The sequence below is a fragment of the Runella sp. SP2 genome (assembly GCF_003711225.1).
Lineage (GTDB): Bacteria > Bacteroidota > Bacteroidia > Cytophagales > Spirosomataceae > Runella.
This window is the reverse complement of record NZ_CP031030.1, coordinates 3,535,446-3,552,179: the sequence shown is the minus strand read 5'-3', so window position 1 is coordinate 3,552,179 and position 16,734 is coordinate 3,535,446. Positions and strand designations below refer to the sequence as shown.

The window sequence follows — 16,734 nt, the reverse complement described above, 5'->3', positions numbered from 1 at the left end:
ATATATTTTGTACAAATAGTATATATTTTTTCTTAAAAAATTGTTTTATTCTCATTTTTTAACTATGTCTAAATTTTACTTGCGTGTATTTTGGTATCTGGTATTTTGCTGCTTATTAGGCATGGCACAAGCTCAGACTACAACTCAACAATCTCCCACTTCCTCGACAAGAGCAGCTGCGACTTGTACGTTTACTCCCAGTAATATCACAGTATCGTTTCCTCCAAACGTAGGGGGAACTTATGGATTTAGTGGGCCTTCTTATGCTGCAGTAACGTACACTCCTGATGGTTCGCTTAATGGTGCCCCCAAATGGTCTGTTACAAGTTTAGGACAAACTTATGTCCTTCGATGGTCTGGCGCTCCTAATAATCGTTGGGAAATTCTTCATGTAGGTGCAAATTACGTAGCAGCTTATAATTCAAGCGGGAATATCAATACTCTTCCTTGTGCAAGCACTAATTGGATAGTAGATGAAGAATACGGTAGTGCAATTGTACTTGGGGGCGGGTGTGGTTCTCTTACTGCAACAACCGTCACGCCTAGTGTATCAGTTAATGGAAGTCCCAGTGGGGCTATCCCCATAGGCACCTCAGTCACTTTTACAGCTACCCCTACCAATGGCGGTACAACTCCTTCCTATCAGTGGAAGAAGAATGATACTAATGTAGGAACTAATAGTGCGACCTACTCGGACGCTACCTTAGCAAACGGAGATAAAATTAAGGTGGTGATGACCAGTAGCGATGCCTGTGCCTCACCTTCGACAGCTACAAGTAATGAGCTTACGATGTCGGTGACAACTGTACCTTCTTCCTATACGATTTCAGGGGCTTGTATATCAAATACAGCCATTTTAACTCTAAACGGTACGACTAATGATAAGCCGCGTTATACTAAGATGGCTCATTCAGATGTATTTTATGTAGCAGGTGTATATGACCCTGCACGATTAGATATTTATTGGATGAGTAGTACGTCGCGTTGGGTAATAGATTTAAACAATTCAGGAACTGACATTCTATATTACAATACTACTAATTCGGCTCAACCACCAACCACAGGATGGGTGAATACTGATCCAAACAATAACTGTCAGATTATAAACGGTCCATTTACGATAACAACGCAAGCCTCATGTACGAATCCTACGGCTTACAATGTCACGGGTACAGGCTCATATTGTGCAGGTGGTGCTGGTGTAACGGTTGGATTGTCGAACTCAGAAACAGGAGTCACGTACCAATTAAAAAATGCCAGTAATGCTAATGTTGGTTCTCCAGTGAGTGGTACAACGGGTTCTCCCATTACTTTTGGCAATCAAACCGCAGGGACATATACGGTAGTAGCCACTAGGACAAGCGGCAGCTGTACGGCTACGATGACGGGGAGTGCAGTGGTTACTGAGAATGCAGCGGTCAGTCCATCGGTGTCTATTGCATCTAGTGACGCGGATAATAGCATCTATGCAGGAACAAGCGTCACTTTTACAGCTACCCCTACCAATGGCGGTACAACTCCTTCCTATCAGTGGAAGAAGAATGATACTAATGTTGGAACCAATAGTGCGACCTACTCGGACGCTACCTTAGCAAACGGAGATAAAATCAAGGTGGTGATGACCAGTAGCGATGCCTGCGCCTCACCTTCGACAGCTACAAGTAATGAGCTCACGATGACGGTAAATGCGGCTCCCGCGGCTTTGTGTATTACAACGGAGTGTACGGGTGTAAGTGGAAATTATACCAAAGGAAGTGATTATAATGGTCGCCCAACCTATACTAGAGGCGGGTACTCTATTTTTCAAGCAGACCAAAGCTGGTTTTTGGTTTCTGGAGAAGTGGGCGACCGTACTGAAATTATATATGAAGCACTTTCTACAGCTCAAGTACCCCCTACTGTGGGCTGGGGAAGTAATATTTGCGAAGAGATTGACATTACAATCGACTTGGCTGCTTGCCCTTGCGTGAATCCAAACACGTTTACCGTATCAGGCGGTGGAAGTTATTGCGCTGGTGGAACGGGTAACTTTACGATTTCTTTGAGCAATTCAGAAACGGGAATTAATTATCAATTGAAAAATGGTAGCAATAACGTTGGTTCTCCCAACGCAGGAACGGGTGCTGGACTTACGTTTGAAAATATCTCTGATGCAGGAACTTACACAGTAGTGGCTACCCGAGTAGCGGGCGGTTGTTCTGTTACCATGACGGGTAGTGCGATAGTATCAGTTATTAGCCTTCCAAGTTCGTTTAACGTCACAGGCGGTGGTCCTTACTGTGCAGGCAGTGCAGGTTCTGAAGTAGGTTTGGCGAGTTCCCAAACGGGGGTGAATTACCAATTGAAGAAAGGTGGTAATAATGTGGGAAGTTCGGTAGCAGGAACAGGTAATGTTATTTCTTTTGGTAACCAAACAGAAGCTGGTACTTATACTGTAGTAGCAACCACAGCAACAGGAGGTTGTACTTCGACCATGGGAGGCAATGCAGTTGTGAGTGTCATAGCTTTGCCAACAACATTTGCAGTCACAGGAGGAGGCAGCTATTGTTCTGGTGGAACAGGGCTATCAGTTGGCTTGAGTGGTTCTGAATCTGGTGTAAGTTACCAATTGAAGAAAGGCGGTGCCAATGTAGGAAGTGCCGTAGCAGGTACAGGCAGCGCGCTTTCGTTTGGTTTGCAGACGGGTGGAGGCACTTACACAGTGGAAGCCTCGAAAGCGGGGGTAAGTCCAGCGCGCATTGGCGTAGGAGCAGGAGCCCCACCAACAGCTACCACGTGTACGCAAGCCATGACAGGGAGTGTTGATGTAACGGTGATTAGCCTTCCAAGTTCGTTTAACGTCACAGGTGGTGGGCCATATTGTGCAGGCAGTGCAGGTTCTGAAGTAGGTTTGGCGAGTTCCCAAACGGGGGTGAATTACCAATTGAAGAAAGGTGGTAATAATGTGGGAAGTTCGGTAGCAGGAACGGGTAATGTTATTTCTTTTGGTAACCAAACAGAAGCAGGTACTTATACTGTAGTAGCAACCACAGCAACAGGAGGTTGTACTTCGACCATGGGAGGCAATGCAGTTGTGAGTGTCATAGCTTTGCCAACAACATTTGCAGTCACAGGAGGAGGTAGCTATTGTTCTGGTGGAACAGGGGTATCAGTTGGCTTGAGTGGTTCTGAATCTGGTGTAAGTTACCAATTGAAGAAAGGCGGTGCCAATGTAGGAAGTGCCGTAGCAGGTACAGGCAGTGCGCTTTCGTTTGGTTTGCAGACGGGTGGAGGCACTTACACAGTGGAAGCCTCGAAAGCAGGGGCAAGTCCAGCGCGCATTGGCGTAGGAGCAGGAGCCCCACCAACAGCTACCACATGTACGCAAGCCATGACAGGGAGTGTTGATGTAACGGTGATTAGTTTGCCAACGGCTTACAATGTGACAGGCGGCGGCCCTTTTTGCCCAGGCGAAGCAGGGGTGCCTATCGGTTTAGCGAGTTCCCAAACGGGGGTGAATTACCAATTGAAGAAAGATGGTAGCAACGTAGGCAGTATAGTAGCAGGGACGGGCAGTGCGATTTCGTTTGGCTTGCAGACTGTCGCGGGAGTCTATACGGTCGGAGCCGCTACTGCAACGGGAGGTTGCGAAGCTATGATGATTAGTAATCAGATGGTTATTGTGAAATCAGCCCCCACAGCTTTTAGTGTTACTGGAGGAGGTAATTTCTGCCAAGGTGGAGCAGGAGTATTGGTAGGGTTAAGTGGTTCAGAATCGGGGGTCACCTATCAATTAAAGAAAGACAATGAAGCCATTGGAAGTGCTGCAACAGGAACAGGAAGTACAATTTCGTTCGGTAGTCAAGCAAGTACGGGTACTTATACCGTATTGGCAACAAAAATGGCCACCGCTTGTACGAGCAATATGACGAGTAGCGCTGTGGTAGCCTACTTTTCGTTGCCCTTGGCGACGATAAGTGGCACGACTACCGCTTGTAAAGGCGGGGCAGGGTCAATACTAACGTTTACAGGGAGCAACGGAACAGCCCCCTACACGTTCAGCTATCAGTTGAACGGAGGAACAGTACAGACCGTGACGACGACAGGCGGTAGTTCGACTGCGACGGTGAGTCAATCGAGTAGCGCAGAAGGCGTATATAATTATACGTTGGTAAGTGTGAGCGATGTGAACTGCTCACAATCTCAGAGTGGCAGTGCGGTGGTGCAGGTTCAGACCAAACCAGTGATTACTTTGTCAACGCTCCAACAAACCTTGAATGAAGGCAACAGCCAGACGTTCTGCGATACGGATGCAAATCCCGTTAACGGTTTACAGTTTACGGTTTCGGGTTTGTGCGTGGTGGGAAATCCCGTCTGGCGAGTGCAAGTAGGTAGTGGTACATGGAGCGACTGGTCAACGACAGCCCCAGTTGCCCAGCCATCCAATAACCAACCCCACCGCTACCAAGCGGCGTGCGATGCAAGTTGTCCAAGCACGTACACGAGTCCGATTGAATTGACGATTAATTACCGCGCATCAACACCCCAAAATGTGTTGTTGGTAGCGGATGGAGTGAGTGTGAATGCAGGTGAGACGAAAGATATATGTAATATCGAGGGCAACGTGCTAACGTTCAATGCGACCTGCGGTGTGGGAGAGGTATTGCTTTATTCGGTGGATGGTGGTGATTACGGCAGTGTGACTCCAACGCAGATGGTGGATGGCCAGTACCACAATTACCGCGTACGTTGTCGCAAGTCGGACGGGACAGCTTCGTGCGTGGAGACGGAATCTGGGGTGATGCGTATTCGCTTAACGAGTATGTCGATGGTGCCATTGGCGAGTTTAAATGTGACGAGTGGTTGTGGTTTGGCAACAAGTTTTATTGGTACCTCAAATTGCGGGTCGATGAGTACAATTTGGTACAATGCGGTAACAAACGAAGCATTAGCAGGTTTACCAAGCCAAACACCGAGTGAAACGACATCCTATTATGTTCGTTGTCAGGCTACTGGTGGTTGCATGAGTGCAAAGAGTAATGTGGTGACTTACACGGTGGCTTCGGTGAGTGAAGTGCCAGTGGTAGTGGTAAGCGCCGACGTAGTATGTACGGGTGTGGATGTAACAGTATCCACAAGCTGCCCAGCAGGGTCGAGTGCCTTGTGGAACACAGGTGTGACAGAGCCTAGCTTTGTGGTATCTTTTGCGAATGTGACCAAGCAGAGCTATTCGGTACGATGTGTGTATGCGAATGGTTGTCAGAGTAGTGTAAGCGCAACAAAGGAAGTAATGTGGAAGGCGTTTGAGTTGACGATTATCAACATTGGAGAGTCAAAGTCGGGTATAAAGACGAATAGTCGTAGCGCTTGGGCCAATCAATTTGTGACGCCAGATGGTGGTCCAAGTTTAGATCAAAGTACGCAAGAGAATCCGACCTTGTATTTTTCAGAGAACTTGAACAAGACTGCTCCCCGTTACTGGACAATTCACGTGGATGCGTGTTCGTTGGGCGAGAGTGGCTCATTGACGTATGATTTGTTAGCCGTTCCCGAAACAGGCGTGGTACGTTCTTACAATACCCACGAAAATAGTGCTCCGTATTTTATGTTTGCCAACCGTTCAGGATATACGGAGTTATACGCTCAGAATCATCCGCTTTATGGTTTTTATGAATCGAACGGGGCAGGTAGCAACGTCTATGATGAAGGCTTTCCCAAAGGCTTGTACAAATTAGGCATTCGTTATTGGGATATGAAAGGCTGGGGCAGTATTTACCCCTCGACGCGTAAACCACAAGGCAACGTGTTAGCCTACCAAGAATACTGGTTTAGAATCCAGTCGAAAGATGGCATTGGTGTGGGCGCAGCGAGAGTTTCGGGTTTACCGTTTACTGTTGAGGGTGGGCAGCATTCTGCTTTAGAGTTTGCCACAGTTCTACCCAACCCCGTCACCAACGTGCTTCGCTTGAGAGTGCAAGAAAGTAAAGGTCAAGTAGTGCAAACTTCGTTGACTGATGCTACAGGCCGTGAGGTGTTGCGTCGTCAATTTGTGCCCGAAACGAACACGCATCAAGAAGAGTTTGGGGTAAGTGAGTTGCCGACGGGTATGTACTTCTTGCAGATACTAACGCCTGACAAACAAGCTACGTTGAAAGTAGTGAAGGTGAAGTAAGTGATGTGCTAAAAAAAGTAAAGGCTATCTCTAATTTTAGGGATAGCCTTTGGTGTGAATAACTATTAGTCGTTTCAAATGAAAAATAGCCCTTTTTTGATTTTTTCGGTATTATGTCTTAGTCTTTAATTATAATATTAATTTAAGTATTCTAATTTTTTATTTCACCATTCCACTTATTTTTAACCACTTATTCTCAACTTTTTATGATGTATTTTTCTTTCAGCCAACCTTTTCATGCACTGAGTGCCTTTTTTAGGCGACTTCCCCTGTTGCTATGGAAACACGCTATTTCCGTTCCGTTCCTAGTATGCGTATTGGTTATTGGGCTTCCCAAAACACAGGCCCAAGCGCCCATCATTACAACTCAGCAGGGCTACCCGAATGGGCAATCACTAAGTGATATTGCCTATGGTAATGGTACGTATATCGTAGGGTTGAACAGTTCTACGGCACTATTGGGTAGTCTGTACACTTCTACTAATGGGACTACTTGGAGTAAAATTGAGAGTGCAACCATTCCGACTGATATGTACTTTTCTGGGGGAGGAGCTTATGGCAATGGTGTGTTTGTATTTGCGGGTAATGCTGGTAAAATCATCACATCCTCAGATAATGGCGCTACTTGGACTTCGCGAACTAGCGGCACAACGCAAAATTTGAAAGATATTCAGTTTTTAAATGGGGCATTTTATGCTGTGGGGTCTGAAAGTACTGGTACGGTTAATTTCCAGAATAACGTACTTCTTTATTCCACCGACGGCATTACCTGGACAAAAGTTTTGGAAGTGCTCAACAGTAACCAAGATTTCAACAGCATTGCCTATGGGGGCGGAGCCTATGTGATGGCATACTCAATCGCTGCTTCGGGTGGTATGTCCATCTACCGCTCTACCACGGGAGCTTCGGGGTCGTGGACTTCTCAGTCTATCGATGCTCTCGAGTCAGGTACCAACGGTGTGGATTTCGCCAAAGATCGTTTCTTTATTTTTGGGGTAGGAGGCAAGGTATATACCTCCACAAACGGCTCAACGTGGACCAATATATCTTCCAACATCATTAACCTTCCCAACAGTACTACCTCTAACTTCGTAGGGGCAGGTACCCAGTTCTCGCAAGCCGTGAGTGATGGCACTACGTATTACCTTTACGGAACACATCAATATTATGCTAGTAACGGCACCGCACCAGCACCTTCACCCAATTGCGTGATTACCTCAACCGATGCGATTACGTTTACTTTGCAACCTAAAAGTGTTAGTGCAACGGTTACTGAGGCTGCTTACCTAAGTGGTAAATTTTTTATGAGTACTAGTTCAGGTCCCCTTTATTCCACTGATGGAATAAATTATACTTATCCTAGTGGTAGTTTTATTGGTATAGCTAGTAACGGTACTGGATATGCCTTGGTGGGGCAGGGGAGTAACAGCGAAGGGGTCGTCTTTAACTCCACTAACTTCTCGTCTTTTTCTCAAGCGGCAGCGCTGCAAAATACATTTAGAACCTTACTTACTGCGGTTATTCATGACGGTAGCAAATATGTAGCAGTTGGACAAGGCGGTACGGCTGCTACCTCTGTAAACGGTACCACATGGACGGTGGGGAATACAGGCTACACCGATGGTACGGATAACCTGAACAGTATTGCCTATGGCAACGGAGTCTATGTAGCGGTTGGTAATCAGGGAAGTATCTTACGGTCTACCAACGGCACAAGTTGGTCGCAAATCTCCAAAGATCCTAGCGCGGGCAGCAACTATAACTCTGTTCGTTACCTAAATGGGCGGTTTATCGCCGTAGGAGGAGGCCCCAATGTTTCTACTGGAATAGGACGAATTAGCTATTCTATGGATGGACAGAATTGGACTACGAATAGCTATGCCCCAACGGCAACATTTCAGGACATTGCTTACGACGGTACAAACTATTTACTTATTGGACGTATCCATAGTGCAACAGCTGCCAACCGCGTTTTCTTTTCTACTACCACAACTGATATTACCAGTAGTTCCCTCTTTACTTCTAATGTGACCGTCCCGACAACCAGCACAGGAGGAGTTGCATTAGGAAATGTGGGCTTGGGAGCACTTGCTTATACTAATGGAAATTTTGTGGCGGCAGTAAATCAGCAAGCCACTCCGTTTAATGCCTACGTTTTGGTTTCCAATAGTGGCGGTACATCGTGGACGGCCTATGATGCGGGAACAACAAGTCGCCTACGTGGGGCTTTTGCAGAGAGCAATAAAGTGCGCATTGTTGGTTTCAATGATGTAAAAGTTACTGTTGAAGTTTTCAATGCCAATTCTACCCCAACCGTCAACCTCTCCGTAAGTACCAACACAGGTACGGAAGCAGCGGCGACCTCCATCACCGTCACGGCTACGGCCTCTGCCGCAGTGTCGGGGGCTCAAACTGTAAACCTTGCTGTATCGGGCACTAATATCACCACTGGTGATTATACCCTCAACAATACTACGACCAATAACGTCACCATTACCATCCCCGATGGTGGTACAACGGGTATAGCCACCTTCAAAGTAGTAGATGATGCCTTGGTAGAAGGTATCGAAACGGCCACATTGACCCTCAGCAGCCCTTCTTCGGGTATTACGTTGGGTAGCACCACTACCCAAAATATAAGTATTACCGATAACGACAATGCTCCCAACGAAATTCAAGTATCTGGAGGGTGTTTGTCACAGCCTGCTGTTTTAACGCTTCAGGAGACACTGATGAATGGCAAAGTTTGGTACCGAAAAAGTAATTATACTAGCGCAACCGTGAGCGGGGATGTGTACTCCAATGTTTTCCTAGATGTTTACTTTTCAAATGGAGATTGGATTGTGGATGTAAATGCGTCTGGACAAGCAATTGCCTACGTTACGTCATCAGCAAATGTACCTCCCTATTCTTCGCAAACAGCGTGGATAAAAGTAGCGGGTTGCGGTGGCTCGACCGACGTTGTTGTTGGTCCCGTAGTGGCGTGTACGACTCCAACGGCTTATAATGTCACGGGTACAGGCTCATATTGTGCAGGCGGTGCTGGGGTAGCGGTTGGATTGTCGAATTCAGAAACGGGGGTGACGTATCAATTGAAAAATGCGAGCAATGTTAATGTCGGCTCCGCAGTCAATGGAACTACAGGTTCGGCCATTACCTTTGGTACTCAAACAGCTGGTACATATACTGTTGAAGCGACTAGGACAAGTGGGAGCTGTACGGCTACGATGACGGGGAGTGCAGTGGTTACCGAGAATGCAACGGTGCCCCCCTCGGTGAGCATTGGGTCAAGTGATGCAGATAATAGCATAGATGTAGGGACAAGTGTTACGTTTACGGCTACGCCTGTCAACGGTGGAACGACTCCAATTTACCAATGGAAGAAGAATAATGTAAATGTGGGGAGCAATAGTAGTACCTACGTGGATGCGAATCTGTTGAACGGAGACGTGATTACGGTACAAATGAGCTCAAATGCGGCTTGTGCCTCTCCTACAACGGTAACTAGCAGTGGTACGACGATGACGGTTATCTATCCATCGGCGATATGTATCACGACGGATTGTGCAGGGTTTAACGGTAACTATACGAAAGGGAGTGATTTTAACCGTCGCCCGACCTATTCAGATGGGACTCATACGGTATTTCAAGGGAATTCAAGTTGGTATTTGGTGACAGGTTCAGCAAGTAATACTCCAAGTGCGATTGAATTTGAGTCGGTTTCGACCTCGGCACTTCCCCCCACGACAGGTTGGGGCGCCAATGAAGACGGGAACTGTCCAGATGCTACCTTTTCATTAGCGGTTGCAGCTTGTCCATGTGTAACCCCGACGGCGTACAACGTGACAGGCGGAGGCTCATATTGTGCAGGCGGCACAGGTGTAGCGGTTGGTTTATCAAATTCGCAAACGGGCGTTAATTATCAATTGAAGAAAGACGGTAACAATGTCGGCAGTGTGGTAGCAGGCACGGGTAGTGCGTTACCGTTTGGGAATCAAACGGGAGCGGGCACCTACACAGTAGAAGCCACGACTACGGCAGGCGGTTGTGCGGCGACCATGACGGGCAGTGTGACGGTAACGGTGATTAGCTTACCGATGGCGTACAACGTGACAGGCGGAGGCTCATATTGTGCAGGTGGCACAGGTGCAGCGGTTGGGTTATCAAATTCAGAAACGGGCGTTAATTATCAATTGAAGAAAGACGGCAGCAACGTCGGCAGTGCGGTAGCAGGCACGGGTAGTGCGTTACCGTTTGGGAATCAAACGGGAGCAGGCACCTACACAGTAGAAGCCATGACTACGACAGGTGGTTGCACGGCGACCATGACGGGGAGTGTGACGGTAACGGTGATTAGTTTACCGACGGCGTACAACGTGACAGGCGGAGGCTCATATTGTGCAGGTGGCACAGGTGCAGCGGTTGGGTTATCAAATTCAGAAACGGGCGTTAATTATCAATTGAAGAAAGACGGCAGCAATGTCGGCAGTTTGGTAGCGGGCACGGGTAGTGCGTTACCGTTTGGGAATCAAACGGGAGCGGGCACCTACACAGTAGAAGCCACGACTACGGCAGGCGGTTGTGCGGCCACGATGAGTGGTAATGCAGTGGTAACGGTGATTAGTTTACCAAGTTCGTTTAACGTCACAGGCGGCGGTCCATATTGTGCAGGCAGTGCAGGTTCTGAAGTTGGTTTAGCGAGTTCCCAAACGGGGGTGAATTACCAATTGAAGAAAGGTGGTAATAATGTGGGAAGTTCGGTAGCAGGAACGGGTAATGTTATTTCTTTTGGTAACCAAACAGAAGCAGGTACTTATACTGTAGTAGCAACCACAGCAACAGGAGGTTGTACTTCGACCATGGGAGGCAATGCAGTTGTAAGTGTCATAGCTTTACCAACAACATTTGCAGTCACAGGAGGAGGCAGCTATTGTTCTAGTGGCACAGGTGTAGCGGTTGGTTTATCAAATTCGCAAACGGGAGTTAATTATCAATTGAAGAAAGATGGCAGTAACGTCGGCAGTACGGTAGCGGGCACGGGTAGTGCGTTACCGTTTGGGAATCAAACGGGAGCGGGCACCTACACAGTAGAAGCCACGACGGCCACGGGCGGTTGTGCGGCCACGATGAGTGGTAATGCAGTGGTAACAGTGATTAGTTTACCGACGGCGTACAACGTGACAGGTGGCGGCTCTTATTGCGCAGATGGTGTAGGAGTAGCGGTGGGTTTATCCAATTCCCAAACGGGGGTAAATTACCAATTGAAAAAAGATGGTAGCAACGTAGGTAGTGTGATGGTAGGTACGGGCAGTGCTTTTTCGTTTGGCAATCAGACGGGAGCAGGCACTTACACTGTAGAAGCTACCACGGCGATGGGCAGTTGTGTGTCGAGCATGACAGGTTCGGTGACGGTAAGTATCGACGTATTACCTACTGCCTTTACAGTGACAGGAGGAGGTAGCTACTGTCAAGGCGGAACAGGGGTATTGGTTGGTTTAAGTAGTTCCTCGACAGGCATTAATTACCAACTCATGCAGGGAAGCACTGTGGTAGGTAGTTCATTGTCAGGTACAGGTTCAGCCTTGTCATTTGGTTTACAAATGGTAGCTGGCACGTACAGGGTGATAGCAACGAACGCAACGACGAACTGTACCTTAGGTATGACGGGCACTGCACAAGTGGCGTCTTACCCGTTGCCCTTGGCGACGATAAGTGGCACGACTACCGCTTGTAAAGGTGGGGCAGGGTCAACACTAACGTTTACAGGGAGCAACGGAACAGCCCCCTACACGTTCAGCTATCAGTTGAACGGAGGAACAGTACAGACCGTGACGACGACAGGCGGTAGTTCGACTGCGACGGTGAGTCAATCGAGTAGCGCAGAAGGCGTATATAATTATACGTTGGTAAGTGTGAGCGATGTGAACTGCTCACAATCTCAGAGTGGCAGCGCGGTGGTGCAGGTTCAGACCAAACCAGTGATTACTTTGTCAACGCTCCAACAAACCTTGAATGAAGGCAACAGCCAGACGTTCTGCGATACGGATGCAAATCCCGTTAACGGTTTACAGTTTACGGTTTCGGGTTTGTGCGTGGTGGGAAATCCCGTCTGGCGAGTGCAAGTAGGTAGTGGTACATGGAGCGACTGGTCAACGACAGCCCCAGTTGCCCAGCCATCCAATAACCAACCCCACCGCTACCAAGCGGCGTGCGATGCAAGTTGTCCAAGCACGTACACGAGTCCGATTGAATTGACGATTAATTACCGCGCATCAACACCCCAAAATGTGTTGTTGGTAGCGGATGGAGTGAGTGTGAATGCAGGTGAGACGAAAGATATATGTAATATCGAGGGCAACGTGCTAACGTTCAATGCGACCTGCGGTGTGGGAGAGGTATTGCTTTATTCGGTGGATGGTGGTGATTACGGCAGTGTGACTCCAACGCAGTTGGTGGATGGCCAGTACCACAATTACCGCGTACGTTGTCGCAAATCGGACGGAACAGCTTCGTGCGTGGAGACGGAATCTGGGGTGATGCGTATTCGCTTAACGAATATGTCGATGGTGCCATTGGCGAGTTTAAATGTGACGAGTGGTTGTGGTTTGGCAACAAGTTTTATTGGTACCTCAAATTGCGGGTCGATGAGTACAATTTGGTACAATGCCGCAACAAACGAAGCATTAGCAGGTTTACCAAGCCAAACACCGAGTGAAACGACATCCTATTATGTTCGTTGTCAGGCTACTGGTGGTTGCATGAGTGCAAAGAGTAATGTGGTGACTTACACGGTGGCTTCGGTGAGTGAAGTGCCAGTGGTAGTGGTAAGCGCCGACGTAGTATGTACGGGTGTGGATGTAACAGTATCCACAAGCTGCCCAGCAGGGTCGAGTGCCTTGTGGAACACAGGTGTGACAGAGCCTAGCTTTGTGGTATCTTTTGCGAATGTGACCAAGCAGAGCTATTCGGTACGATGTGTGTATGCGAATGGTTGTCAGAGTAGTGTAAGCGCAACAAAGGAAGTAATGTGGAAGGCGTTTGAGTTGACGATTATCAACATTGGAGAGTCAAAGTCGGGTATAAAGACGAATAGTCGTAGCGCTTGGGCCAATCAATTTGTGACGCCAGATGGTGGTCCAAGTTTAGATCAAAGTACGCAAGAGAATCCGACCTTGTATTTTTCAGAGAACTTGAACAAGACTGCTCCCCGTTACTGGACAATTCACGTGGATGCGTGTTCGTTGGGCGAGAGTGGCTCATTGACGTATGATTTGTTAGCCGTTCCCGAAACAGGCGTGGTACGTTCTTACAATACCCACGAAAACAGTGCTCCGTATTTTATGTTTGCCAACCGTTCAGGATATACGGAGTTATACGCTCAGAATCATCCGCTTTATGGTTTTTATGAATCGAACGGGGCAGGTGGCAACGTCTATGACGAAGGCTTTCCCAAGGGCTTGTATAAATTAGGCATTCGCTATTGGGATATGAAAGGCTGGGGCAGTATTTACCCCTCGACGCGTAAACCGCAAGGCAACGTGTTGGCTTATCAAGAATACTGGTTCAGAATCCAGTCGAAAGATGGCATTGGTGTGGGCGCTGCGAGAGTTTCGGGTTTACCGTTTACTGTTGAGGGTGGGCAGCATTCTGCTTTAGAGTTTGCCACAGTTCTACCCAACCCCGTCACCAAAGTGCTTCGCTTGAGAGTGCAAGAAAGTAAAGGTCAAGTAGTGCAAACTTCGTTGACTGATGCTACAGGCCGTGAGGTGTTGCGTCGTCAATTTGTGCCCGAAACGAACACGCATCAAGAAGAGTTTGGGGTAAGTGAATTGCCGACGGGTATGTATTTCTTGCAGATACTAACGCCTGACAAACAAGCGACGTTGAAAGTAGTAAAAGTGCACTAGACCAACGCTAATTTTAGCCCAAAATAGAAACGGGGGTAAGAGAGAACAAAGGTTCGCTTTTATCCCCGTTTTTGCATTTTAGAAGAGAAAAATAGTCCTAAAAGTGTTTTTTTAGGATGATTCAAAAAATGGACTAGATTTTTATGGATAATTAGTGTTCACTTATCGTATGTATGCTATTTTTGGAATTCCATAACCCAAAATAGTATGTTATATAGAATCTTGCTTGTAATTGCAGTTTATTGGATTGCTGGAGGAGGTGCGATGAAATTGCATGGCCAAGAAGTTTTTTCTGCAAGCGAGAAGCGTGTACACTATTTGATTGACTTTTCGTTTCAATTTGGCGCTGATACTCAGGTAAGCCGCTATAAGTCAGAATTGGATAGTATTCAAAAAGTGGCAAAAGAAGAACGAGACGAACGGTCGTTGGCTTATCTTGATTTTCTTAAATTGCGTTTAAGTGAAGAAATCGCCCCAACGAAGGAAGAAAAAAATAGCTATACCAAGAAACTAGAAAAAATTACCCAAACTACGCCTTACGATGATTTGAAAGCTTATTCGTTCTTTTGGCGCGGATGGGTGGCGTTTAACAACAAAGATTATAGCACGGGGCTTCCGCTGTTGTTTAAAGCTCGAAAGCTGCTCGAAGAGACGTATTTTGGTAAATTTCCGCACAGCATTTACTATTATATTGGTTTTTTTGCCATTTACTACTTCTTTGAAGACTATAAAATGGCGGCTTTGCACTGCCAGATTGCGCTCAAAGAACCTCCCAGTGCGGTGTTTTCGCCCATGGGTATTTATAATAACTTGGGGCTCTGTTACCTCAAAATGAAGCAATACGAGAAAGCTGAAAAGGCATTTAGAGAGGGCGTTGTAGCGGCAAAAGCGAAAAAAAACGTCAATTACGAAGTACTGATTCGGGGGAATTTGGGTAATTTACTGAGGCTGATGGGTAAGTACAAAGAGGCGCTTCCCTACCTGTACGAAGAAGCCAAAGTAAATGAAAAAGCCATACCAGAAAATGCGGCCATCAGCCGATTATACATTGCCAATGCCCTCCTTATGCTTGATTCGGTGGATAAGGCCAAGGCATACATTGCTCCGCCTGCGTTAGTTATGCCGTACTGGACGTACCCAACCTATGATTTGATTCGATTTGAAACGCTGGCTTTGTACCATGCCAAGATGAAAAACTTTAGCTTGGCAAGTACCTTCAAAGATTCATTGTTGGCCCTAAAAGACACGCTGAAGGTGAAGCTGGATTATAAAAAAGTGGTGGTGTTGGAAAGTAGTTTGCAAGCCGAAAAATACATCAATGAACGGAGGACTTTACAAGTAGAAGTAACCAATGAACGTATGCTTCGCAACGTGATTATTTTTGGGCTTATTGTGGTGTTTTTGGGCGTGGTGTATTGGCTTAACGAGCGTCAAAAACAAGAAAAGCGCCTTCAAATGGAAAAACGCCAGCGAGCAGAAGAAATGCTTGATCATGCCAATCAGCAACTGGAGCAATATTTGGTCAACATTAAGGAAAAAAATGAGCTCATTGAAAAATTTTCGACGCAGTTTGAAAGAAATAATCAACGCCCAGAAATGAATTTTGAGGTGGGGAAAACCCTTGAAAACCTGCAACAAAGTGTACTACTTACCGAAGAAGACTGGCAAAGCTTTAAGGCGCTTTATGAACAAGTGTTTCCCTATTTCTTTTTTGATTTAAATAAAAAATATCCTGATTTAACGGCGGCAGAAGTTCGGCTGTGTGCCTTAGATAAGCTCAATCTTACTGATAAAGTAAAGGGAACCATGTTGGGCATCTCGGCTGATTCTGTCAAAAAAACGCGTTATCGACTTCGAAAAAAATTCCCTTCAATACTAGAAGGGAATACAGATTTGTAGTGTGAGTTGGCGATTTATATAGTTGAAAGTCACTGTTTTATGGTTTTTGATGCCTTGTCCGCTCGTAGAATGTATCTATGCTAAATGGATATAACACAGGTTTACCCAAAGGCTTGTATAAGTTAGGTGTTCGATATTGGGACCAAAAAGGCTGGGGAAGCATCTATCCTTCTACAAGAAAACCGCAGGGGAACGTGTTGGCGTATCAAGAATATTGGTTTAGAATCCAGTCGCGTGATGGGGTAGGCGTAGGCGCCGCGAGGGTAGCGGATAGCGAAGAGGCAAAAAGCAAGGGGCAACTGTTGAGTCCGCTAACGGGTCTTTCGCCATAGTTCTGCCCAATCCAGTCACAAACGTTTTGCGCTTAAAAATTCAAGATAGCAAGGGGCAAGAGGTGCAAGCTTCGCTGACGGATGCTGTGGGTCGTGAGGTGCTCCATCGCCAATTTGTACCCGAAACCAATACCCACCAAGAAGAGTTTGGGGTAAGTGACTTGCCGACGGGTATGTTTTTCTTGAAGGTAGTAACCGAAACAAAGCAAGCAACGCTGAAAGTGGTGAAGTTATAATTTTGAGACATAGTATAACAAAAAGCCCTCTCCGACTAATACGGAGGGGGTTTTTCTGTGATATGACTACTTAGGAGGTTGAAATGGTTTTTGTTTCTAATAGTATGTTTGTTAGTAAGCTTATTAGGGTTTTTAGTATATAAATAGTGTGTTAACAATAAGTGTTGAAATTGCTCTAGTAAAAGGGTAATACAGGATAAATTATTGAA

General features: G+C 46.6%; 4 protein-coding genes and 1 pseudogene. All 5 read left to right on the top strand.

Annotated elements, in window-relative coordinates:
- Positions 1–121 precede the first annotated feature (121 nt).
- On the top strand, positions 122–6,151 hold the full coding sequence (locus tag DTQ70_RS14365; protein ID WP_206019729.1) for a T9SS type A sorting domain-containing protein: 6,030 nt from the start codon (positions 122–124) through the stop codon (positions 6,149–6,151).
- Between the two features lie 206 nt (positions 6,152–6,357).
- A complete protein-coding gene (locus DTQ70_RS14360; protein ID WP_122931450.1) occupies positions 6,358–14,058 on the top strand; it encodes a T9SS type A sorting domain-containing protein in 7,701 nt (2,566 codons plus the stop codon).
- Positions 14,059–14,265: 207 nt separating this feature from the next.
- Positions 14,266–14,985: pseudogene (locus tag DTQ70_RS31305) on the top strand (tetratricopeptide repeat protein); the annotation flags it as partial.
- A 1,049-nt stretch (positions 14,986–16,034) separates the two neighbouring features.
- Positions 16,035–16,289, top strand: coding sequence for a hypothetical protein (locus DTQ70_RS14350; protein WP_122931448.1), 255 nt, complete (start codon positions 16,035–16,037; stop codon positions 16,287–16,289).
- Between the two features lie 26 nt (positions 16,290–16,315).
- The gene (locus DTQ70_RS14345; RefSeq protein WP_164490036.1) at positions 16,316–16,525 is read left to right on the top strand and encodes a T9SS type A sorting domain-containing protein; all 210 of its coding nucleotides are present in this window, start codon (positions 16,316–16,318) and stop codon (positions 16,523–16,525) included.
- Positions 16,526–16,734 lie beyond the last annotated feature (209 nt).

Excerpts from the sequence above, each read along its gene's own strand:
- DTQ70_RS14365 (WP_206019729.1), top strand. The coding sequence starts at position 122 with ATGGCACAAGCTCAGACTACAACTCAACAATCTCCCACTTCCTCGACA.
- DTQ70_RS14350 (WP_122931448.1), top strand. The coding sequence starts at position 16,035 with ATGCTAAATGGATATAACACAGGTTTACCCAAAGGCTTGTATAAGTTA.
- DTQ70_RS14360 (WP_122931450.1), top strand. The coding sequence starts at position 6,358 with ATGATGTATTTTTCTTTCAGCCAACCTTTTCATGCACTGAGTGCCTTT.